We start from the raw sequence: 21,267 nt of genomic DNA, 5'->3' as shown, positions 1-21,267 counted from the left end.
CATGATGACCTCTCCCCTGGCCGACCCCGCCGTTGATGCCCAGACTCCGCAGCCGGATTTCGCGGCCCTGGGGGTTGCCCCTTTCGACCCTCGTGTCCCGGCCTTTCTGGCGGATCCCTATCCGACATATGCCGTGCTGCGCGATCATTATCCGGTCTGGCGCCGGCCCGGGCGCGGTGATTGGGTGATCACCCGCCGGGCCGACATCGCCCGGCTGCTGCGCGCGGCCGAGCTCGGCCATGGCGAGCCGGGCCCCGAACTGGATGGCAGCGGCAGCATGTCGGCCACGATTCTGGCGGCGCGGCGGTCTGCGATGCTGTGGTTCACCAAACGCAATGCCCCCGATCATGGCCGGCTGCGCGGCCTGGTCCGGGAGTCGCTGTCGCCTGCCGCGCTCCATGCGCTCGACAGGCTGATCCGGGCAGAGACCGCCCGCCTGCTGAAGACCGCCACCGGGCCTTTCGATCTGATGCGCGATCTGGCCCGGCCCCTCCCGGCCCAGGTGATCGCCGCCCTGATCGGCATACCGGAGGGGCTGATGGCGTCGCTGATGGCGGCCATCCGGCGCACGGCACCTGCGACCGATGTCGATCCCCTGCCCGAGCGGGAGGCCGAGGGCTGGTTCGCTCTGTCGATGGTGAATATGGGCTTCCGCCGGCTGTTTCTGCGCGCTGCGGAAGAGGGGGAGCCGGCGCGCGGTCTGCCGCCGCTGGTGTCCCGGCTGGCTGCCGCCCGTCATCGCGGGGTTCTGGGCGAGGAGGAGGCCATTGCCCAGCTTTCGCTGATGCTGTTCGCGGGGCACGCCACCACCGAAGCCCTGATCGGCAATCTGGTGCTGACCTTGCTGCGCCATCCGGACCAGCTCGCTCTGCTGCGGGAGCGGCCGTCGCTGATCGACGGGGCGATCGAAGAGGTGTTGCGCGTCGATCCGCCGGCACAGGTGGTCACCCGCACGGCCCTTGCCGATCTGGAGATCGGCGGCCGGGTCATTCGCGCCGGTGACCGGGTTCTGCTGGTGATTGCCGCGGCCGGCCATGAACCCGAACGGCCGTTCGACATCACCTCGGGCGGTGCCCGGGGGCATATGGCATTCGGTGCCGGGATGCATGCCTGCCCGGGGGCCATGCTTGCCCGGGCCCAGGCGCGGATTGCCGTGGGCGCGCTCGTCGCCATGGCCCCGGATCTGCATCTTGCCGGGCCCGGCCGGTGGAACGGCTGCTATGCCGTGCGCGGGCTGGAAAGTCTGCCGCTTGCCTGGTCGGGGCAGCCCGGGAGGAGATCGGGATGAGCCGCCAGGCCGCCCTGGTCTTCCTGCGCCGGTGCCGTGAGGAAACGGCACTTCGCAGCCGCCTGGAGGCGCTGCCCGCACCGCTGTGCCTCGACGATCTGATCGCGCTTGCCGCCGGTTGCGGCCTGGTCTTTACCGGGGAAGATCTTGTACGGGCATTTGCCGTCGACCGGCGCATGCGGCAGATGGCGGCCGCGATCACCCCGGCACGGCCGGAATGTCGATCCTGAGATCCGGTTCGTCGTGGATGAAGGTCAGCTGGAAACTGGCAGAGACCTCGCGCTCGGGCGCGTGGCCGGCGGCGATGGCCGCGTCCAGCGCCGCCGCGGTCTCGTCGGTCAGCGCGAGTTTAAGATCGGCCAGCCGCCTGCGGAGCAGCTCCAGCCCGCCTGCGGGGACCGTGAAGCGCAGCGTGGTCATCTTGTTGGAGAACTGGTTGTGGCCGTCGATCCAGCCTCCGGCGGCCCCCACGGCATCGGCGACCTGATCCGTCGCCAGATGGCGGTCGCGCCGCGTGACGGTTGCAAGACGCAGGAAGAGGAGGCGTTGCGACATCGGCCGGCTCCGCGCATGGTATCATCCGATCGCCAGTTTATATCAGGCGGTCGGGATGTGGCGCTTTGTGAAAGAGGCCGGGTATGGCGATCGACGTCGGGGATATCTGCCGCTGGATCCTGGACACCGGCCTTGCCGGAGACGGTGAGCAGGCGCTGCTGAACGGCACGGCCGAGCGGTTGCGGGCTTTGGGTGTGCCGTTGACCCGCGCCAACATGGTCTGCGACACCCTGCACCCGATCCTGGAGGGACATGCCTTTCGCTGGCGGTCCGGAGAGGAAGAGACGGCGGTGATCGCCTATGGTCGCGATCATGATCCGGACAGCTGGGCGGGCAGCCCGTTCAATCATCTGGAGCAGAGTGGCGCGCCGATGCTGCTGCGCCTGCTGTCGCCGGCGACCGATGGCGAGTTCGACTACCTGGCCGAGCTGCGTGCCGAGGGCCAGACCGGCTATCTGGCCACCATCGTCCGCTTCGGCGGCACCGGTGGCGACGGGATCGGCGTCGGTGGCATGGAATGCGTCTATGTCTCGTGGATCACCGATCATCCGGGCGGGTTCGGCGAGGCGGACGTGGCGGCCGTCCTGGCGGTCATGCCATCCCTGGGGCTGGCGATACGCGCGGCCTCGCTGTCCGGTATCGCACATACCATCGCCCGCACCTATCTGGGCCGCGACGTCGCCCGCCAGGTGATGTCGGGACGGATCGTGCGCGGGGTCGCCGAAAAGCGCGATGCCGTGCTGTGGTTCAGCGATCTGCGCGACTGGACGCGGATCAGCGGCAGCCTGCCGCCCGATCAGGTGATCCCTTTCCTGAACGACCATGTCGAACCGGTGGTTGCCGCCATCCATGCCGAGGGTGGCGAAGTCCTGAAATTCATGGGCGACGGCATTCTGGCCGTCTTCCCTGCCGACGACCGCCAGGCGGCGACGGAACGGGCGCTGGCCGCCGCCGCTGCCGCCCGGCAGGGCCTCGGCGATCTGGCGCGGATGCGCGAAGGCGCGGGGCTGCCCTCGACCGGGCTCTATCTTGCCCTGCATGTGGGGTCGGTGTTCTACGGCAATGTCGGCGGTCCCGACCGGCTGGACTTCACCGTCGTGGGGCCGGCGGTGAACGAGGTCGCCCGCATTTCCGCCATGTGCCGGTCGGTCGACCGCAATCTGCTGTTGTCGCAGGCCTTCGTCGATGCCCTGGACGGCGCAGGCCATCAGGTGGCCTCGGTCGGACGTTTCGCGCTCCGCGGCGTCGAGGTGGTTCAGCACCTCTATACCCCCGATGCCTGATTAAACAAAAAATTAGTGTTATTTTTCGGGTTTTCTACCGAAAATATGTTATCTAGCCCAGGCTGAGACTATCTTCGGTGAGATTGTCCCGGCATCAATGCAGGCATCACCTTTATTCACATCGGATTGCGTTGCAATTCCCGGCGTCGGCCGTATATATGATCTTCGTGTGTGGATTAAGCCGCGAAACAACAATGTCGTCGCGGATTGCCCCTTCACCGACGGTCCCCGCAGCCGGCGGTGAGCAGGAGTTCGGGTCATGAGCTTGCATGTGATTTCCGCCAACCGCCTGACCGACGGCGTTGCCGTCTGGCTCAATCAGGCGGGCGAGTGGGTGGAACGGGTCGACGGTGCCGCCGTCTTCGACCGCGAGACGCTGGAGGCCGGGCGTGCGCTCGCGGCCGAAGGTGAGCGTCGCCAGGAGGTCGTCTCGGTGGCCGAGGCCCCGGCCGAGGTGGACGGCGGCCGCCCGGTGCCCGCCACCCGGCGGGAGAGCATCCGCAGCCGTGGCCCCAGCGTGCGCGCCGATCTGGGCAAGCAGGCGGGCGAAACCGCATGGCCGCCGGCGCCGCCGGTGTCGGCAGCCCCCCGGCCGCAGCATCGCGCGACCGCCGGCATCTACAATTACGACGAGCAGGACCGCGCCTTCCTGAAGGATCGGGCCGAGGTCTTCCGCCGCCAGGTCGAGCGTCGCATCGCCGGTGAGCTGACGGAAGAGGAGTTCCGCTCCTTCCGGCTGATGAACGGCCTCTATCTTCAGCTGCACGGCTATATGCTGCGGGTGGCCGTGCCCTATGGCGTGCTGTCGTCGGACCAGATGCGCCAGCTGGCCTATGTCGCCCGGGTCTATGACCGGGGGTATGGCCATTTCACCACCCGCCAGAACATCCAGTTCAACTGGCCGCGGCTGGTCGACACCCCCGATATTCTGGAGGTGCTGGCCGATGCCGACATCCACGCCATCCAGACCAGCGGCAACTGCATCCGCAACGTGACCACCGACCAGTTTGCGGGCGCGGCCGCCGACGAGGTGGTCGATCCCCGCATCTTCGCCGAAATCCTGCGCCAGTGGTCCACCGACCACCCGGAATTCACCTTCCTGCCGCGCAAGTTCAAGATCGCCATCACCGGCAGCCCGAATGACCGCGCGGCCGTGCGGCTGCACGATATCGGCGTGCTGGCGAAGCGCAATGCGGCGGGCGAGATCGGGTTCGAGATCCATGTCGGCGGCGGGCTGGGCCGCACGCCGATCGTGGCGACCAGGGTTGCCGACTGGGTGGCGGTGCCGGATTTCCTGCGCTACATGGAAGCGGTGCTGCGGGTCTATAACGCTCTCGGCCGGCGCGACAATCTCTACAAGGCCCGGATCAAGATCCTGGTCCGCGAGACCAAGCCCGAACGTTTCCGCCAGATGGTCGAGGAAGAATTCGCGGCGATGGATGCCGAGGGCTACCGCCTTGAGCCTGAGGTGGTGGAGGCGATCGCGGCCCGTTTCGTCGATCCGGATTTCGAGACCCTGCCGGCGGTGTCCGATGCCTTCACGCGTGCCAAAGCCGCGGATCCGGCCTTCGCAGCCTGGGTGCGGACCAACACCAACCCGCACAAGCGGCCGGGCTACATCTCGGCGGTCATCTCGCTGAAGCCGGTGGGCGGCATTCCGGGCGATGCCACCGATGCGCAGATGGACCTGGTCGCCGACCTTGCCGACCGGCATTCCTTCGGCGAGATCCGCGTGGCGCATGAACAGAACCTGGTTCTGCCCCATGTCCGCCAGGACGCGCTCTACGCGCTGTGGCAGGCCCTGCAGGGCACCGGGCTGGAGACCGCCAATATCGGGCTGGTCAGCGACATCATCGCCTGCCCGGGCATGGATTACTGCGCGCTGGCGACGGCCCGCAGCATCCCCGTCGCCCAGCGGATCGCCGAACGTTTCGCCGATCTGGACCGCCAGCACGATATCGGCCGGCTGACGCTGAACATCTCGGGCTGCATCAATGCCTGCGGCCATCACCATATCGGCAATATCGGCATTCTGGGCCTGGATCGCGCCGGCGTCGAAGCCTATCAGATCACGCTGGGCGGTGCGGCCGACGAGCAGGCGGCCGTGGGCCAGATCCTGGGGCCGTCGGTCTCGTATGAAGACGTGGTCGATGCGATCGAGACCATCGTCAACGTCCATGTCGCCCACCGCGAGGCCGGCGAGACCTTCATCGACACCTATCGCCGCATCGGCATCACCCCGTTCAAGGACGCGCTGTATGGCTCTGCTAAATGATCAGGGGCAGCCGATCGCCGATCGCTGGCAGGTGGCGGCCGATGGCGAGGCGGTAACCACCCCCGAGACCATCCTGCCGCTGGCCCGCTTCCTGGCCGCCCGGGCCGGCACGCCGGAGGTTGCGGGCGACGGGCTGGCGCGTGGTGTGGCGCTGGGGCCCGATGCCCGGCCAGAGCGGCTGCGCGAGGTGCTGGATGCCATCGATCTGGTGGCGATCGACTTCCCGAAATTCCGCGACGGCCGCGGCTTCACCATTGCCCGCACGCTGCGTGAGCACATGGGCTATGAGGGTGAGATCCGCGCCCGCGGCCATGTTCTGCCCGACCAGTTCGTCATGCTGCTCGATTGCGGCTTCACCACGGTGGAAGCGCCCGAGGATCGGCCGATTGCCCGCTGGGCCGAGTTCCTGGTGCTGCAGCCGCATGGTCCCGAGCCGGCGCGGCCGGTTCAGCTCTTCCGCCGCCTGGTATCCGGGCGCGCCTGACGGCCGTCGGGACTGGAAAGAGAGGATGTGTGACCGGCCCGGAATCGGCTATGATCCGGGCCGGTTCGCATTTCCCGGGACGTGTCGCCTCATGAGCCTGCCTGATCCTGCCATCTGCCGTGTCGCCCTCCGGAGCCGGAGGACCCGCGTATGACCGCGCTTGCTGCTTTCTGGCAGGTCGATGGCAACACCGAGGGCGATGCCGCGCTCACCCGGATGCTGGCTGCCCAGGCCATTTATACTCCCCATGCCCGCCCCGGGGCAGCGGATCAGGGGTGGGCCGATGAACGGATCACGATCGGGTTGCGGCTCAACCCGTCGCTGCCGGAAGACATTTACGACCGCCAGCCGGTGGAAGGCGCCGGCGGCCGCTTCGTCATGGTGGCCGATCTGCGCCTGGACAACCGCGAGGATCTGGCGCAGGAGTTGGGCATCAGCGCCGACCGGCTGAAGACCATGGCCGATTCCGATCTGGCCATGGCGGCGTTCGAACGCTGGGAGCTGGACTGCGTCCATCATTTCTACGGCGATTTCGCCTTTGTGGTCTGGGACGTCCGTGAACGCCGCCTGCTGATGGCCCGCGACCATCTGGGCGCCCGGCCGCTGCACTATCATGCGGGAACCCTGCCCGGCGGCGGCCGCTTCTTTGCTGTGGCGACCATGCCCCGCGGCCTGCTGGCGCTGCCCTGGCTGCGCATGGCCCCCGATATGGAACGGCTCAACGGCTTCCTGGCCCTGCTGCCGGAACTGGGGACCAATTCCTTCTTCGAAGGCATCGAACGCCTCCTGCCTGGCCACCGCGCCGTGGTGACGGCCGACGGCGGCGTCCGCGCCGAGGGCTGGTGGAACCCCGCGCCGCCGCTCCTCCGCCTGTCCAGCCGTGACGAATATGCCGAGGCCCTGCGCACTGAACTGGACCGGGCGGTGCGCTGCCGGCTCAGAGGTGCGGGCGACCGGGTGGCGACCCATCTGAGTTCGGGTCTCGACAGTTCGTCGGTGACCGCCACGGCCGCGCGTCTGATCGCGCCGGGCCGGGTGACGGCCTATACCTCGACGGTCCGCCCCGGCTATGACGACCGGTTCGTGGATCGCGACCGGATGGCCGATGAATGGCCGCTGGCTTCGGCGACCGCCCGGCTTTATCCGAATGTCGACCATGTCCGGGTGGTCAACGACGGTACCTCGCCGATAGAGATGCTGGGGACGGGGTTTCAGTTCATGGATCGCCCGATCCTCAACCCCTGCAATCATGTCTGGATGAATCAGATCAACGACATGGCCCGAAAGGCGGGGCACCGCGTCGTGTTGTCGGGGCAGATGGGGAATATGAGCCTCAGCTATGACGGCTACACCTTCTATCCCCAGCTCTTTCTGTCCGGCCGTTTCGTGCGCTGGTTCAAGGAGGCGCGCGGCCATGTCCGCGCCGGCGGGCAGTGGCGGTGGCGTGGCATGCTGGCGCAGTCCATTGGTCCGGCCCTGCCGTCCTGGGCATGGCTCGGCCTGATGAAGCTGGCCGGGCGGCAGATGGACCTTGCCACCATCTCTCTGCTGCATCCCGACAGGCGGGCCCGGGCCTTCGAAGCGGCAAAGAGGGCTGGTTTCGACCTCTCCTATCGCCCCAGCCTCGACAGCATCGAGTTGCGTCTCAGGGTTTTGCGTCGTGTCGACGGCGGCAATTACCACAAGGCTGTACTGGCCGGCTGGGGGCTGGACAGCCGGGATCCGACCTCGGACATCCGCCTGATCGAGTTTGCGATGCGGGTGCCGGACGAGATCTTCGTCGAGAATGGTGGCGGGCGTGCGCTCGCCCGGCGCGCCATGACCGACCGTTTGCCGCGCGAGGTACTGGCGGAGCGTCGCCGCGGCCTGCAGGCGCCGGACTGGCACGAAGCCCTCACCGCAAAGCCGGAGCTGCTGGACAGCACGGTCGAAGGCATTCTGCGGTCGCCTGCGGCCTGCGAGATGCTCGACACCGAGCGGCTGAAAAGGCTGCACGCCGATATGGCGACCACGGATCTGCGCAAACGCGACGCGATGTTTGTCTATCGTCTGGCGATGCTGCGCGGCACCGCCGTCGGCGATTTCATCCGGCGGGCTTCAGGCGCGAACTGATGTGCCGGCGGGCGGCAGCGGGTCGACCAGGATCACCCGCAGGTCGTTGACATTGGTGCGGGTGGGGCCAGGGTGGAACAGCCCGCCCGCCGCCTGAAAGAAGCCGGTCGAATCATTGCGCAGCAGGGCCGCGCGGGCATCGGTTCCGGCGGCCCGGGCGCGTGCCAGGGTATCGGGGTCGACCAGCGCACCGGCCGGATCGCTGGCGGCACCCGCGCCGCCATCGGTGCCGTCGGTATCGGCTGCCAGCGCCCGGATGCCCGGGGCGCCGCCCAGCGCAATCGCCAGCGCCAGGGCGAATTCCTGATTGGGGCCGCCCCGGCCGTCGCCGCGGAGGGTGACCGTAAGCTCCCCGCCCGAGATCAGCGCGACCCGGTGCCCTTCCGCCTGTGCCGCCAGGGCCAGGGACGCCTGACGTGTGCCCTCGTCTCGTGCCTCGCCGGCAAGATCGCTGCCCAGCAGAACCGGACGATAGCCGGCCCGGGCTGCGGCATCGGCGGCGGCAGCCAGGGCATCGGCGGGTCGGGCGAGCAGGGTGAAGGGGCGGCGGTCGACGGCCGGGTCGCCCGGTTTGGGCGTCTCGGCAGCCGGATCCCGCAGCCTGAGCGCGATGGCGGGAGAGGGGGGCACATCATATCTCTCCAGCACCGCGCGGGCATCCGCCAGGGTGGTCGGGTCGGCGACCGTGGGGCCCGAGGCGATGGCGGCGGGGTCGTCGCCCGGCACATCCGAGATGGCGAAGCTTTCCAGCCGGCCGCGGATCAGCCCGGCGAGCCGCCCGCCCTTGATCGCCGAAAGATGCCGGCGCACCGCATTGATCTCGTGGATATCGGCCCCTGAGCGGAGCAAGGCGCGGGTCAGCGCCTGTTTCTCCGCAAGGTCGACGCCCGGGGCGGGGGCCACCCAGTTGGCGGACCCCCCGCCCGAGATCAGCGCCAGCACCAGATCGTCCGGGCGTGCCGCCGCCGCCATCGTCAGCACCCGGCGGGTGGCTGCAAGCCCGGCCTCGTCCGGGACCGGATGGCCGGCCTCCACCACCTCGATCCCGGGCGGCAGGCCGTCGTCGTCGCGGGCGCCGTAGCCATGGCGCACCACCGCCAGGCCCTGCAGGCGATCGGGGGGGAGCCCCGCTGCGCGATACCGGCGGGCCGCGGCCGCGATCATCGCCGCGCCGGCCTTGCCGCAGGCCAGCAGCACCACCCGGCCACGGGGCGGGGCATCGGGCAGATGGGCCGGCAGCACGAGGCCCGGATCGCAGGCGGCCACGGCGGCGTCGAAGATCGCCCGGCGGGGATCGGCCCCGCCGCTCATGATCCGGCCCCCGGGCCGGCGACGACATTGCGCGGCCGGCCGGCCATGAAGGCCTCGATCAGGTCGATCAGCTGATCGGCGAGCGTCTGGATCGCCTCTTCCGCCGCCCAGGCGATATGGGGGGTGATGATCACGTCGGGCCTGCCGGCGATGCGCATCAGCGGATGATCCGGCGCCGGTGGTTCGGCGGTGGCGACGTCGAAACCGGCGCCGGAGATCTGCCCGGCTTCCAGCGCCTCGACCAGGGCGGTTTCATCGACCAGCCCGCCGCGCGCGGTGTTGATCAGCAGCGGCCGGCGGGCCATGCGGGCGAATTCCGGCCGGCCGATCATGTGTCTCGTGCCCGGGCCATGGGGGCCGGGCTCGATCAGCGGGGCATGCAGGGTCAGGATGTCGGCGGTTTCCAGCACCCTGTCGAAATCGGTATAAAGCGGCCCCATGCCCTGCGCCCCGGCGACGCTGCGGCCCTTATGGGCGGCGAAGACGACATCCAGCCCCAGGGCGGCACCGATCCGCCCGACCGCGCGGCCGAGCGCGCCATCACCGATGATGCCGAGGCGCGACCCGGCCAGATCACGGATCGGGTGGTCGAAGAAGCAGAACTGCCCGGCCGCCTGCCAGCGCCCGGCCCTGACCGCATCGGCATAGGCCAGCAGGCTGCGGCGCAGGGCGAAGATCAGCGCGAAGGTGTGTTCCGGTACGGTGTGGCGGGCATAGTCGCGGATGTTGCAGACGGTGATGCCGCGGGCCGTACAGGCGGCAAGGTCGATGACATCGGTGCCGGTGGCGGCGACCGCGATCAGCCGCAGCCCGGGGGCTGCATCCAGCGCATCCGCCCCGATCCGCACCTTGTTGGTGATCACGATACTGGCGCCGGCGATGCGGCCGGCCACCTGATCGGGGGCGGTGCGGTCATGGACCACGACGTCGTGGTCGAAAGCGGGGCGGCGCAGCCGGGTTCCGGGCGACAGCGTCCCGCGGTCCAGGAAGACCAGTCGGGGTGAGGTCATGGATCAGCCGATGGTGAGCGCGGGGATGAAGCTGAAGGCCATCACCACCGCTAGCGTGAACAGGTAGAACGGCCAGAGTTCGCGGGTGACCGTCAGAATCGGCACCCGGGCGATCGAGGCCGAGATGAACAGCGTGGTGCCGACCGGCGGCGTGAACAGGCCAATGGCCAGGTTCAGCACCATCATGATGCCCAGCTGCAGGGGGTCGAGCCCGATGGTCTGGGCCAGCGGCACGAAGATCGGCCCCAGCAGCAGGATCGCGGCCGGCAGGTCGATGAACATGCCGACGATCAGCATGATCACGTTCATCGCCAGAATGATCGCCCAGGGATGGCGCAGGGTTTCCACGCACCAGGCGGCGAAATTCTGCGGGATCTGGGCGAAGGTCATCAGCCAGCCGACGGCGGCCGAGCCCATGATCACCAGCATCACGACGCCGGTGGCGATGCCCGCCTGGATCATCGCCTTCACCACCCGGTCGAGGGTGAGATCGCGATAGATCAGCAGGCCCGCCGCCATGGCATAGATCGTGGCCAGCACCGAGACTTCGGTGGGCGTGGCGAAGCCGAAGCGTAGCAGCACCAGGATCAGCACCGGCAGGGCCAGCGCCGGCAGGGCGCGCAGCCCGACATGGCGGAAGGCCGCCCAGTCGAAAGGTTCGCGATGCAGCGGGAAGCCGCGCAGCCGCGCCGAGATGTTGCAGATCATCACGAAGCCGACCGTGATCAGCACACCCGGCAGCACACCGGCCACGAACAGGGCCGCGACCGAAACGCCCGAGACCAGCGAATAGAGGATCAGCGGGATCGAGGGCGGGATCAGGATCGCGATCATCGCCGAGGCGGCGTTGTTGGCGGCGACGAAACCGCCCGGATAGCCCTCGCGCTTCTGCCAGGGGATGAGCATGGAGCCGAGCGCCGTGGCATCGGCGACCGCCGAACCCGAGACACCGCCGAAGACCGCCGAGCCCACCACCGAGACCGAGGCGAGGCCGCCCCGATAGCGCTGGACCAGCATCTTGGCGAAGCCGATCAGATGGTCGCCCAGCCGGCCGCTCATCATCAGACTGCCGGCCAGAATGAAGAAGGGCAGGGCCAGCATCGGGAAGGACTGGGTCTGGTTGAACATCTGCTGGGCGACGATGCTGAGCGGCAGCATGCCCTGCGAGACCACCGCGGCACCCGAGGCGATCATCAGCACGTGGCCGACCGGCACCGCCAGGATCAGCAGGCCCAGAAAGACGAAGACCATCACGCCGATCATGTCACGCTCTCCTCGGCCGGGGCGGCGGGCAGGGCGGAGACGCCGTTCAGCGCCACCCTGAGCGCGATGGCGGCATTGGCGAAGGCGGCACCGCCGGCACCGAAGGCCAGGGCCCAATAGGCCCAGGATCGGGAGATGCCGAGCAGCGGGCTCATCTCGATCGAGACGATCTGGATCAGCCCGATCGTCACTTTCAGCAGCAGCAGATAGGCGACCGCGACCAGAAGATGGATCGCCGTGCCCAGCACCCGCGCGCCTTGCGGGCCGAAGAAGCCGAACAACACATCCACCGCGATATGGGCGCCGCGCTGGACGGCGAGCACGATCCCGGCGGCGATCGCCCAGGGGAACAGGAACTCCGTCGCCTCGTTGATCCAGTCGATGCCGCCCTGGGTCGCGACGTAGCGGATCACCACGTTCAGGCCCAGCCCGGCCAGCATCAGGGACAGCGTCACCAGAAGCACGGCGCGGCAGATCGCGCCCAGCACCCGGTCGACGCCGTCGGCGGCGGCCATGAACGGGCCGCCGGCCGAAAGCGTCTTCATGATTGCCTCCATCAGGCCTTGGCGGCGTCGATCAGGCGCTTGACGAAGCCGCCGAAGGGCTTGTCGATCCAGGCCGCGTTGACCGGTTCCGTCGCCTGCACGAAGGCCGCATGGTCGACCTCGTTCACCGCCACCGCCGGATTGGCCTTGAAGTCGGCGAGCAGCTTCACGTCCGCTTCGGCCATCAGCCGGCGCTGGAGCACGCCCGCTTCCTTCGCGGCCGCCTTGATCGCGGCAAGCCCGTCCTTGCCGACGCGGGCGGCGGCGATCGGCGACATCAGGAAGGGGGTCGACTCCCATTTATGGGCGGTCAGGCTGATGTATTTGTTGACCTCGTAGAGCTTGGAACTCGCGATATTGGCGAGCGGGTTCTCCTGGCCGTCGACGACGCCCTGCTGGAGCGCCACGTAAAGTTCGCTGAAGGCGATCTGCTGGGTGGCGGCGCCGAGGACGGTGAAGATGTAGATCGTCATCGGATCGGCTGGGGTGCGGATCTTCAGACCCTTGAGGTCGGCGGGCGTGGCCACCGGCCGCTTGCCGTTGGTGACATGGCGAATGCCGTTATCCCACCAGTCGAGGGGGATCATGCCGACCTTGCCGAAGGCTGCATCCAGATCGGCGCCGATCGGCCCGTCGAGCACGCGGATCGCGGCGGTGGCGTCCTTGAACAGGAAGGGCAGGCCCAGCGCGGCGATTTCCGGCACGAGGCCCGATGCCGCCCCCTGGCTGTTGGCCGTAAGGTCCAGGCTGCCGGTGCGGATCGAGGTCAGCATGGCGACGTCATTGCCCAGCTGTTCCGAACCCGCGATGTTGATCGCGATTTCGCCATTGGTCTTCGCCTTGACCAGTTCGGCGAATTTTTCGGCGGCGACGGCCCGCGGATTGCCGGCGGCGGCACCATGGCCCAGGGTCAGCGTGGTGGCGGCGCGGGCGCGCCCGCCGGTCAGGCTCAGGATCGCCGGGGCGGCAAACAGCCCGGCACCTGCGGCCAGGAAGGTGCGGCGGCGCATTTCGATCGGCATGTGGTTTTCCCCCCTTGGTCTTTCTGTGTGGCGCCGGCCCCGTTTTCGGGGCCGGTCGTCCGGGTTTGTCCGGCCCGGCACCGGTTCGGCCTCAGCTCGGGCTCCCTCGGAGCCGGCCTGACGTCAGAGCCACCCCTTTACGGCGGCGGTCACGGCAGCGGCCGACAGGCCGTAGCGGTCGTGCAGCGTGGGCAGGGCGCCCGCATCCAGGAAGGCATCGGGCAGGGCGATCTGCCGGAAGGCGGGGTGGACGCCGCCCCGCATCAGGGTTGCGGCGACCGCCTCGCCCAGCCCGCCCATGATGGTATGGTTTTCGGCCACCACCACCAGCCGCCCGGGGCGGGCGGCCTCGCGCAGGATGGTTTCGGTATCGAGCGGCTTGATGGTCGGCACATGCAGCACCGCGGCGCCGATCCGGTCCGCGGCGAGCGATTTCGCCGCGTCCAGCACCCGCATGGTCATCAGCCCGCTTGCGATGAACAGCACCTCCGCCCCGTCGCGCAGCAGCTTTGCCTTGCCCAGTTCGAAGCTGTAGTCGTAGTCGTCCAGCACCGCCGGGACATTGCCGCGCAGCAGCCGCATATAGACCGGCCCGTCATGGGCGGCGATTGCCGGCACCGCCTGGGCGATGTCGATGGCATCGCAGGGATCGACGATGGTCATGTTCGGCAGGCCCCGGAAGATCGCCAGATCCTCGGTCGCCTGATGGCTGGGGCCGTAGCCGGTGGTGAGGCCGGGCAGGGCGCAGACGATCTTGACCGGCAGGCTTTCTTCGGCGATCGCCATGCAGACGAAGTCATAGGCGCGGCGCGAGGCGAAGACCGCATAGGTGGTGGCGAAGGGGATGAAGCCTTCGCGGGCAAGGCCGGCGGCGGCGCCCATCAACAGCTGTTCGGCCATGCCCATCTGATAGAAGCGGTCGGGGAAGGCCTTCGCGAAGACGTGCAGATCGGTGTATTTCGAAAGATCGGCCGTCAGCCCCACGATGTCGGGCCGGGTCTTTGCCAGCTCGACCAGGGCATGGCCGAAGGGGGCGGGCTCGGTGCGCTGGCCTTCGGCTGCCAGCGAGGCGATCATGGCCGAGGTGGTCAGCCGGGGGCGCGACGGATCGCGGACCGGGGCGGGGCGGCCGGCGGGGCGCTTCAGGGCGGTCATGCGGGCTTTCCTTCGTCGAGCGCATCCAGGGCGAGCTGCCATTCATCGGGCTCCACCCGGATGAAATGGGTGATCTCGCGGGCTTCCAGGAACGGCACGCCCTTGCACATGGTGGTGTCGCAGATGATGACCCGGGGCCTGGGCTCATCCAGCTCACGTGCGGTGTCGAAGGCTGCGCGCAGCGCCTCGATATCGTTGCCGTTCACCCGCTGGACGTGCCAGCCGAAGGCCCGGAATTTGTCGGTGACGGGTTCGGCCGACAGCACCTGGCGGGAATGGCCGTCGGCCTGCTGGTCGTTGAAGTCGACCAGCGCGATCAGATTGTCGAGCCGATGATGACCGGCCGACATCGCCGCTTCCCAGGTCGAGCCTTCGCCGAGTTCGCCATCGGACATCAGATTGTAGATGAACGAGGTGGAGGCCTTGCGCTTCAGCCCCAGCGCCATGCCGATCGCGATCGGCAGGCCATGGCCCAGCGAGCCGCCGGTGATCTCCATGCCCGGGGTATAGGCGGCCATGCCCGACATCGGCAGCCGGCTGTCGTCGGTGCCATAGGTTTCAAGCTCGTCCTCGGGGATGATGCCGGCTTCGATCAGCGCGGCATAAAGGGCGATGGCATAGTGGCCGATCGAGAGCAGGAAGCGGTCCCGCCCCTCCCAGAGCGGATCCTCGGGGCGGTAGCGCAGGGCGTGGAAATAGGAGACGGCCAGCAGATCGGCGACACCCAGGGCCTGGCCGACATAGCCCTGCCCCTGAACCTCCCCCATCCGCACCGCCAGCCGCCGGATGCGCCAGGCGCGCTCCGCCAGGCTCACATTGGCCAGCGCGTGCCCACGCGCCGCATCGATTTCGGTGGTCATCAGGAACCTCGACATACAGGAAAGAAGAAAAGCCGGGCCTGTGCCAGGCCAGTGGAGCCGGCGCGGTAGCGCCCGGCCTGCGCGCAGCGCTCAGCCGCCATTGAGGCGGCGGCCAAGGGCACGGAGTGCCTGCCCGGCGAGGGGCTGACAAACCGGCACGGAGTGCCCGCCCGGCGAGGGCCAGATCAATGAATCAGCATGCCGCCATTCACGTCGATCACCGCGCCGGTGATGTAGGAGGAGAGGTCCGAGGCCAGGAACAGGCAGGCGCCGGCGACGTCTGCGGCCTCGCCCAGCCGGTCGAGCGGGATGGTCTTGCGGATCTCGTGGCGCATCTCGTCGGTCAGTTTGCCGCCAGTGATGTCGGTCTGGATGAGGCCGGGGGTGATGCAGTTGACCCGGATTCCGGCCGGGCCGAATTCGCGGGCCATCGCCTTGGCGAGACCCAGAACCCCCGCCTTGGCGGCGGAGTAGTGCGGGCCGCCGAAGATGCCGCCGCCGCGCTGGGCGGAGACCGAGGACATGCAGGCGATGGATCCGCCGCCGGCTGCGCGCATATGCGGGATCACCGCCTGGCTGAGATAGAGCGTGCCGCGCAGGTTGACGTCCTGGATGCGGTCCCAGTCGGCGGGGGTGATGTCGAGCAGCTTCACCGGCTGGGTGACGCCGGCATTGTTGACCAGCACGTCGATCCGGCCGCAGGTGGCGATGATCCGGGCGGTGGCTTCAAGGCAGGCCTCGCGGTCGGTGACGTCGCAGGCGAGGCCCAGATGCGGCAGGCCGGCGGGCGTGGCCGGCAGGCCGGCGGCCGCGGCGGCCGACGCCGCCTCGTCGAGATCCAGAATCACCACCCGGGCGCCCTGGCCCGCGAACAGTTTCGCGGTGGCGTAGCCGATGCCGCGCGCACTCGCCGCACCTGAAATCACGGCCGTTCTGCCGTTCAGGAGCATGGTTTCCTCCGCCGTTTTGGGTTTTGATTGACCCAAGCATCGGCAAACCCGCGTGCCCCGACAAACGGGAAGTTTGCATCAATTGATGAATCAGGTTCATCCGTAACATGGCGCCACCCCTGCCGCTTTCCCTGCTTCGCGCCTTCGAGGCCGCCGCGCGCACCGGCTCGTTCCGGGCGGCGGCCGAGGAATTGTCGTTGACCCCCAGCGCCGTCAGCCATGCGGTGCGCAAGCTGGAAGATCAGCTGGGCGTGGTGCTGTTCGTGCGGTCCACCCGTGCGGTGCGGCTCAGCCCCGACGGTGCCGCCCTGATCGGCCATGTCGGGCGCGGCTTCGAGGAAATCCGCCGCGGCATCGACCTGATTTCGACCAGCGGCCCCGGGCTGCTGCGGCTGCATTGCGCGCCGAGCTTCGCCGCCACCTGGCTGACGCCGCGGCTGTCGCGCTTCCTGAACGCCAATCCCGAGATCGATGTCCGCCTGGCCGCCAACACCGATTACGCGCGGTTCGAGACCAATGAATTCGATGCCGACATCATCTATGGCGAAGTGCAGCCCCGCGACGGCATCGTGGTCATCCCGCTCGGCGAAGAGACGGTGGTACCGCTGTGCACGCCGGCCCTGGCCCCCTATATCCGCAAACCCGCCGATCTGCTGCACCAGACCCTGCTTCAGAGCGACAACAAGCTGATCCGCTGGCCGCATTGGTTCGAGGCGAACGGCCTGGCGCCGCCGCCACCCCAGGGCGCCCGCTTCGACCGCAGCTTCCTGGCCATCGCGGCGGCGACCGACGGGTTGGGGGTGGCGCTGGAATCGACCCGGCTGGCAGAGCGGGAGATCCGGTCGGGCCTGCTGGTCCGGCCGCTGGTGGGGCGCGCACGCGACATCACCTATGTCGGCCATCACCTGGTGTTTCCGCGCCTGGCTTCGCGCCGGCAGACCATCCGCGCCCTGGTGCGCTGGCTGGTGGCCGAGCTGGGGCTCGATCCGGCACTCATGGTCGAGTAAGGCCGGGCCTGATTGCGGGCTGGAGTGGAAATTGATGCAGATCAATGTGTTGATTTTCATGGCATGGTAAATGAAAGATGAATGCGACCCCCGCTGTCGCACCGCCCCCTCTGAGGTGGAGGAAACAGCCATGACCGTCAGCCCCTTCAAGACCACCGCGCCCGAGGCCGCGCTTATGCCGCCGGTGTCGTTCGACACGATGATGACCGGTGGCCGCGAGGCCGTGGAGACCTGGTTTCAGATCAACCGAGCGGTCGTGGATGCGGCCGGACGCATCGCCCAGGAATACAGCCGGTTCGTGATGGGCCGGCTGAACGAAGATTTCGCCAGCCAGAAACAACTCAGCGCCTGCCGCTCGCCGGTCGACTTCATCGAGATGGCCAACGGCTTCGCCCAGAAGGCGGTTCGCGACTATATGGACGAGGCGACCCGGCTGACCGCGCTGGCGACCGAGGCCTTCTCGGCCGCGGCCGTCACGCCGGCTGTGACCGCAGCCCATCATCAGGCGGTCGACTGAGCACGGCTCTGCATTGCCTTCCGGGGCCCGGCCCGTCGCCTGTCCAGGCGGTGGTGCCGGGCCTCGTGACGTTTATCCCCTGCACGCGTCTGCCGCAGATGTTATAACGTCGGGCGAAAGCAGCCCGCTTTCCGGCGGGGGGCGGTCGCATCGAGGGGCCGGCTTGTACCAGAGAGGTCCTTCGGGCGGCCCCTGGTGATGGAATATTGCCAAGCGAGCGTTTGCTTTTCGCGCTGGCCGGCCGATCTTTCCAGTCATCCTGCACTCTTTACCTACGGCCCCGAGACTTCCCCACGGACCCGAGACTTCGAGGACATCCATGTTCGGTTACACGGCACCCATCCGCGACATGCGCTTCGTGATGCGCGAGATCGTCGACATCGAAGGCCTGTCGCAGCTTCCGGGCTGCGATGCGGCGACCCCCGATACCGTGGACGCCATCCTTGAAGAAGCCGGGAAGCTGGCCGGCGGGGTGATCGCACCGCTGAACCGCACCGGTGATCAGACGGGCTCGAAGGTCGAGAACGGCGTGGTCCGCACGCCGGAAGGCTGGCGCGAGGCCTATCGCCAGTTTGTCGACGGCGGCTGGAACTCGATCCCGTTCGAGCCGGAATTCGGCGGCCAGGGCCTGCCGATCACCGTCGCCTCGGCCTGCGCCGAGATGTGGAATTCGGCCAACATGGCCTGGGGGCTCTGCCCGTTGCTCACCATCGGTGCGGTCGAGGCGCTGACCGCCCACGGCTCCGACGCGCAGAAGCAGACCTATCTGGAAAAGCTGGTCTCGGGCGAATGGACCGGCACGATGTGCCTGACCGAACCGCAGGCCGGATCGGATCTGGCGCTGCTGCGCACCAAGGCGGTGAAGCAGGATGACGGCACCTATGCCATCACCGGCACCAAGATCTTCATCACCTATGGCGAGCACGACCTGACCGAGAACATCGTCCATCTGGTGCTGGCGCGCACCCCGGACGCGCCGGCAGGCGTGAAGGGCATCTCGCTGTTCATCGTGCCGAAATTCCTGGTCAATGCCGACGGCACGCTGGGCCGGCGCAACGACCTGCGCTGTGCCAGCCTTGAGCACAAGCTCGGCATCCATGGCAGCCCGACCGCGGTGATGCAGTTCGGCGACGGTGGCGGTGCCACCGGCTATCTGATCGGCGAAGAGAATCGCGGCCTGCAGTACATGTTCACCATGATGAACAATGCCCGGCTGAATGTCGGCATCCAGGGCTATGCGATCGCCGAGCGCGCCTATCAGCAGGCGCTGGCCTATGCGCAGGAGCGCCGCCAGGGCCGTGCCGCCGGCGCTGAGGGCGCGGCACCGCTGATTATGCATCCGGATGTGCGCCGCAACCTGATGCTGATGAAGTCGCAGACCGAGGCCGCCCGTGCGCTTGGCCTTTATACCGCCGCGATGATCGACCGTGCCCGTCATACCGAGGATGCGGAGGCTCGCCGTCAGGCCCAGCGCCGGGTCGAGGTGCTGATCCCGATCGTGAAGGGCTGGTCGACCGATCTGGGCTTCGAACTGGCCTCGACCGGTGTGCAGATCCATGGCGGCATGGGCTATGTGGAAGAGACCGGCGCCGCCCAGCATCTGCGCGATGCCCGTATCTGCCTGATCTACGAGGGCACCAACGGCATCCAGGCCATGGACCTGGTCGGCCGCAAGCTGTCGATGGACAATGGCCAGTCGATCAAGGCGCTGGTCGCCGAGATGGGGGCTGCCGCCGAGGCGCTGAAGGCGGTGGAAGGTGATGATGCCGCGACCATCGCCGCTGCGCTGGCCGAGGCGGTGGCTGCCGCCGATGATGCCACCGACTGGCTGATCGCCCGGGCCGGCAGCGATGCCCAGGCCGTGCTCGCGGGTGCCACCGCCTATGCCCGGCTGATGGGCACGGTCGCCGGCGGCTGGATGATGGCGATCTCGGCCGCGGCCGCGATCCGCGGTCTTTCGGAAGGCGCCGATGATGCGGCCTTCCTGGAAGCGAAGCTGATCACCGCCCGCTTCTATGCCGAACAGGTTCTGCCGCTGGCGGCCGGGCTTGCCCGCACGGTCAAGGCCGGCTCGGCCTCGATCATGGCGCTCAGCCCCGAGCAGTTCGCCGCCTGATCGTACGACATGCGCATGCACCGGGGCAGGGCGGGCAGCCGCCCGGCCCCGGCTGCGACGCGCCTTCCGGAGACGGCCGCTCAGAAGCCGCCGGGAAGGCCGTGTCGCTGCCGAAAACGGCCCGAACGTCCGCAGAGACGGGGGTCGCAATCTGAAGACGGATCTGTCTGATGAGGGGGAGGTGATGCAAGGAAAGGCCAAGACATGGATCGTGCCGCCGGGGTCGTCTATCCCCTGACCACGCGCCCGGAGCCGGGGCAGAGCCTGGAGGTCGCCCCGGGCGTCTTCTGGGTCCGGATGCCGCTGCCCTTTGCGCTCAACCACATCAATCTCTGGCTGGTCGACGGGCCCGAGGGCTGGACCGTCGTCGATACCGGCATCAACACCCGCATGACCACGGATCTCTGGGAACAGGTATTCGAGGCGACGCTTGGTGGCCGGCCGGTGGTCGATGTGGTCGTGACCCACTACCACCCCGACCATATGGGTCTGGCCGGCTGGATGGTCCGCCGCTGGGAGGGCGCGCGTTTCCATGCCTCGCTGGGTGAATGGCTGATGGCGCGGGCGGTGTGGTTCGAGGTCGCCTCGGGCGCCCATGACGCCCGGCTTTCCTACTACCGCAAGGCGGGGCTGACCACCGAAGAGATCGAGGGCATTCACGGCCGCACCAGCGGCTATCGCAAGGGCGTGTCGGAACTGCCGCAGAGCTTCCTGCGCATGAGCCGCGAGGCGAAGGTCGTCTTCGGCGGTGATGAATGGCAGGTGCTGATCGGCCGCGGCCATGCGGTGGAGCATGTCTCGCTTTATTCGGAAAAGCGCGGGGTGCTGATTTCGGGCGATCAGGTCCTGCCGCGGATCAGCCCCAATGTCGCGGTCTGGCCGACCGAGCCCGATGGCGATCCGCTGGCGATGTTCCTGGCGGACATGCCGCAATTCCTGGAACTGCCCGAGGACACCCTGGTACTGCCGGCCCATGATGCGCCCTTCTACGGCCTGCATCACCGGATCGAGGCGCTGGCCGCCCATCACCACGACCGGCTGGAGGCAATCCTGACCGCCTGCCGCGCCGGGCCCTGCACCGTGCGCGACACCTTCCCGCTGCTGTTCGGCAATCGCACGCTCGATGCCCAGCAGCTGGTCTTCGCCACGGGGGAGGCGCTGGCCCATATCAACAATCTGGTCCACCGCAACGCCATCCGCCGCGAAACCGGCCCGGACGGTATCTGGCGCTTCGTCGCCGTCTGACAGCCGGCGGGTCCGGCCGGTTTCCACCGGCACAATCTATGGGTTTGCAGCCAGCCCGCGCCACCGGACCTCCGGGGGCGCGGGCTGTCGCTTTTACAGCGTGGAAATCTTTTTACCCGTGGGTAATGCCAATTGACACCCATCGGACAGTTTCCTAGCCTGAAGGGACGGGAGTGGTTCTAAAATAATAAAGACCACCCCGCGAGGGAGGGAGACATTACCGGTGAACGATCACCATCGACGGCACGGATGCGCCCGTGCCGGGGAGA

The 21,267-nt window shown here is 68.2% G+C and carries 19 protein-coding genes; 10 read left to right on the top strand and 9 right to left on the bottom strand.

Features of this window, described 5'->3' with window-relative positions:
* Position 1 precedes the first annotated feature (1 nt).
* Together P7L68_RS20805 and P7L68_RS20800 are read left to right on the top strand one after the other, a co-directional pair.
* Positions 2-1,288, top strand: a complete 1,287-nt coding sequence (locus P7L68_RS20805; protein ID WP_372001309.1) for a cytochrome P450 — start codon at positions 2-4, stop codon at positions 1,286-1,288.
* Complete coding sequence (locus tag P7L68_RS20800) at positions 1,285-1,518, top strand: Nif11-like leader peptide family natural product precursor (RefSeq protein WP_372001308.1); 234 nt, start codon at positions 1,285-1,287, stop codon at positions 1,516-1,518. Before P7L68_RS20805 ends, P7L68_RS20800 begins: the two co-directional genes overlap by 4 nt.
* Here the strand turns inward: P7L68_RS20800 and P7L68_RS20795 are convergent.
* A complete protein-coding gene (locus tag P7L68_RS20795) occupies positions 1,487-1,843 on the bottom strand; it encodes a hypothetical protein (RefSeq protein ID WP_372001307.1) in 357 nt (118 codons plus the stop codon). The two genes, P7L68_RS20800 and P7L68_RS20795, sit on opposite strands and share 32 nt — an antisense overlap.
* An 83-nt stretch (positions 1,844-1,926) precedes the next feature.
* Between P7L68_RS20795 and P7L68_RS20790 the strand changes: the two genes are divergently transcribed.
* From P7L68_RS20790 to P7L68_RS20775, 4 genes are all read left to right on the top strand, one after another.
* Positions 1,927-3,126: an adenylate/guanylate cyclase domain-containing protein gene (locus P7L68_RS20790; protein ID WP_372001306.1), complete on the top strand. Its 1,200-nt coding sequence runs from the start codon at positions 1,927-1,929 to the stop codon at positions 3,124-3,126.
* 259 nt (positions 3,127-3,385) lie between these two features.
* The gene (locus P7L68_RS20785) at positions 3,386-5,401 is read left to right on the top strand and encodes a DUF2849 domain-containing protein (RefSeq protein ID WP_372001305.1); all 2,016 of its coding nucleotides are present in this window, start codon (positions 3,386-3,388) and stop codon (positions 5,399-5,401) included.
* The gene (locus P7L68_RS20780) at positions 5,385-5,885 is read left to right on the top strand and encodes a DUF934 domain-containing protein (RefSeq protein ID WP_372001304.1); all 501 of its coding nucleotides are present in this window, start codon (positions 5,385-5,387) and stop codon (positions 5,883-5,885) included. Before P7L68_RS20785 ends, P7L68_RS20780 begins: the two co-directional genes overlap by 17 nt.
* A gap of 150 nt (positions 5,886-6,035) precedes the next feature.
* Complete coding sequence (locus P7L68_RS20775) at positions 6,036-7,997, top strand: asparagine synthetase B (RefSeq protein WP_372001302.1); 1,962 nt, start codon at positions 6,036-6,038, stop codon at positions 7,995-7,997.
* Here the strand turns inward: P7L68_RS20775 and P7L68_RS20770 are convergent.
* The 8 genes from P7L68_RS20770 to P7L68_RS20735 all read right to left on the bottom strand — a co-directional run bounded on the left by P7L68_RS20770 (position 7,983) and on the right by P7L68_RS20735 (position 16,113).
* Positions 7,983-9,308 (bottom strand): glycerate kinase, encoded by a 1,326-nt coding sequence (locus tag P7L68_RS20770; RefSeq protein WP_372001300.1) that lies wholly within the window; start codon positions 9,306-9,308, stop codon positions 7,983-7,985. The genes P7L68_RS20775 and P7L68_RS20770 overlap by 15 nt on opposite strands.
* Positions 9,305-10,318: a D-2-hydroxyacid dehydrogenase gene (locus tag P7L68_RS20765; protein WP_372001298.1), complete on the bottom strand. Its 1,014-nt coding sequence runs from the start codon at positions 10,316-10,318 to the stop codon at positions 9,305-9,307. Before P7L68_RS20765 ends, P7L68_RS20770 begins: the two co-directional genes overlap by 4 nt.
* Before the next feature lie 3 nt (positions 10,319-10,321).
* Complete coding sequence (locus P7L68_RS20760) at positions 10,322-11,581, bottom strand: TRAP transporter large permease (protein WP_372001295.1); 1,260 nt, start codon at positions 11,579-11,581, stop codon at positions 10,322-10,324.
* On the bottom strand, positions 11,578-12,126 hold the full coding sequence (locus tag P7L68_RS20755; protein WP_372001293.1) for a TRAP transporter small permease: 549 nt from the start codon (positions 12,124-12,126) through the stop codon (positions 11,578-11,580). Before P7L68_RS20755 ends, P7L68_RS20760 begins: the two co-directional genes overlap by 4 nt.
* Positions 12,127-12,137: 11 nt before the next feature.
* A complete protein-coding gene (locus P7L68_RS20750) occupies positions 12,138-13,148 on the bottom strand; it encodes a TRAP transporter substrate-binding protein (RefSeq protein WP_372001291.1) in 1,011 nt (336 codons plus the stop codon).
* 123 nt (positions 13,149-13,271) lie between these two features.
* Positions 13,272-14,303 carry a transketolase family protein gene (locus tag P7L68_RS20745; protein WP_372001289.1) on the bottom strand — a complete coding sequence of 344 codons (1,032 nt, stop codon included), beginning with the start codon at positions 14,301-14,303 and terminating at the stop codon, positions 13,272-13,274.
* Positions 14,300-15,163 (bottom strand): transketolase, encoded by an 864-nt coding sequence (locus P7L68_RS20740; protein WP_372001287.1) that lies wholly within the window; start codon positions 15,161-15,163, stop codon positions 14,300-14,302. The genes P7L68_RS20745 and P7L68_RS20740 overlap by 4 nt, the downstream gene beginning before the upstream one ends.
* Before the next feature lie 185 nt (positions 15,164-15,348).
* Positions 15,349-16,113 carry an SDR family NAD(P)-dependent oxidoreductase gene (locus P7L68_RS20735; protein ID WP_372001285.1) on the bottom strand — a complete coding sequence of 255 codons (765 nt, stop codon included), beginning with the start codon at positions 16,111-16,113 and terminating at the stop codon, positions 15,349-15,351.
* A gap of 107 nt (positions 16,114-16,220) precedes the next feature.
* Between P7L68_RS20735 and P7L68_RS20730 the strand changes: the two genes are divergently transcribed.
* The 4 genes from P7L68_RS20730 to P7L68_RS20715 all read left to right on the top strand — a co-directional run bounded on the left by P7L68_RS20730 (position 16,221) and on the right by P7L68_RS20715 (position 20,998).
* Entirely contained in the window at positions 16,221-17,120 is a 900-nt protein-coding gene (locus P7L68_RS20730; RefSeq protein WP_372001283.1) for a LysR substrate-binding domain-containing protein, read from the top strand.
* Positions 17,121-17,250: 130 nt separating this feature from the next.
* Positions 17,251-17,637, top strand: a complete 387-nt coding sequence (locus P7L68_RS20725; RefSeq protein WP_372001281.1) for a phasin family protein — start codon at positions 17,251-17,253, stop codon at positions 17,635-17,637.
* 319 nt (positions 17,638-17,956) lie between these two features.
* Positions 17,957-19,753, top strand: a complete 1,797-nt coding sequence (locus P7L68_RS20720) for an acyl-CoA dehydrogenase C-terminal domain-containing protein (protein WP_372001279.1) — start codon at positions 17,957-17,959, stop codon at positions 19,751-19,753.
* Between the two features lie 204 nt (positions 19,754-19,957).
* Positions 19,958-20,998, top strand: a complete 1,041-nt coding sequence (locus P7L68_RS20715; RefSeq protein ID WP_372001278.1) for an MBL fold metallo-hydrolase — start codon at positions 19,958-19,960, stop codon at positions 20,996-20,998.
* Positions 20,999-21,267 lie beyond the last annotated feature (269 nt).

Origin of the sequence: Tistrella mobilis (assembly GCF_041468085.1) — a bacterium.
Taxonomy (GTDB): domain Bacteria; phylum Pseudomonadota; class Alphaproteobacteria; order Tistrellales; family Tistrellaceae; genus Tistrella; species Tistrella mobilis_A.
This window is presented reverse-complemented; position numbering and strand designations above follow the sequence as displayed.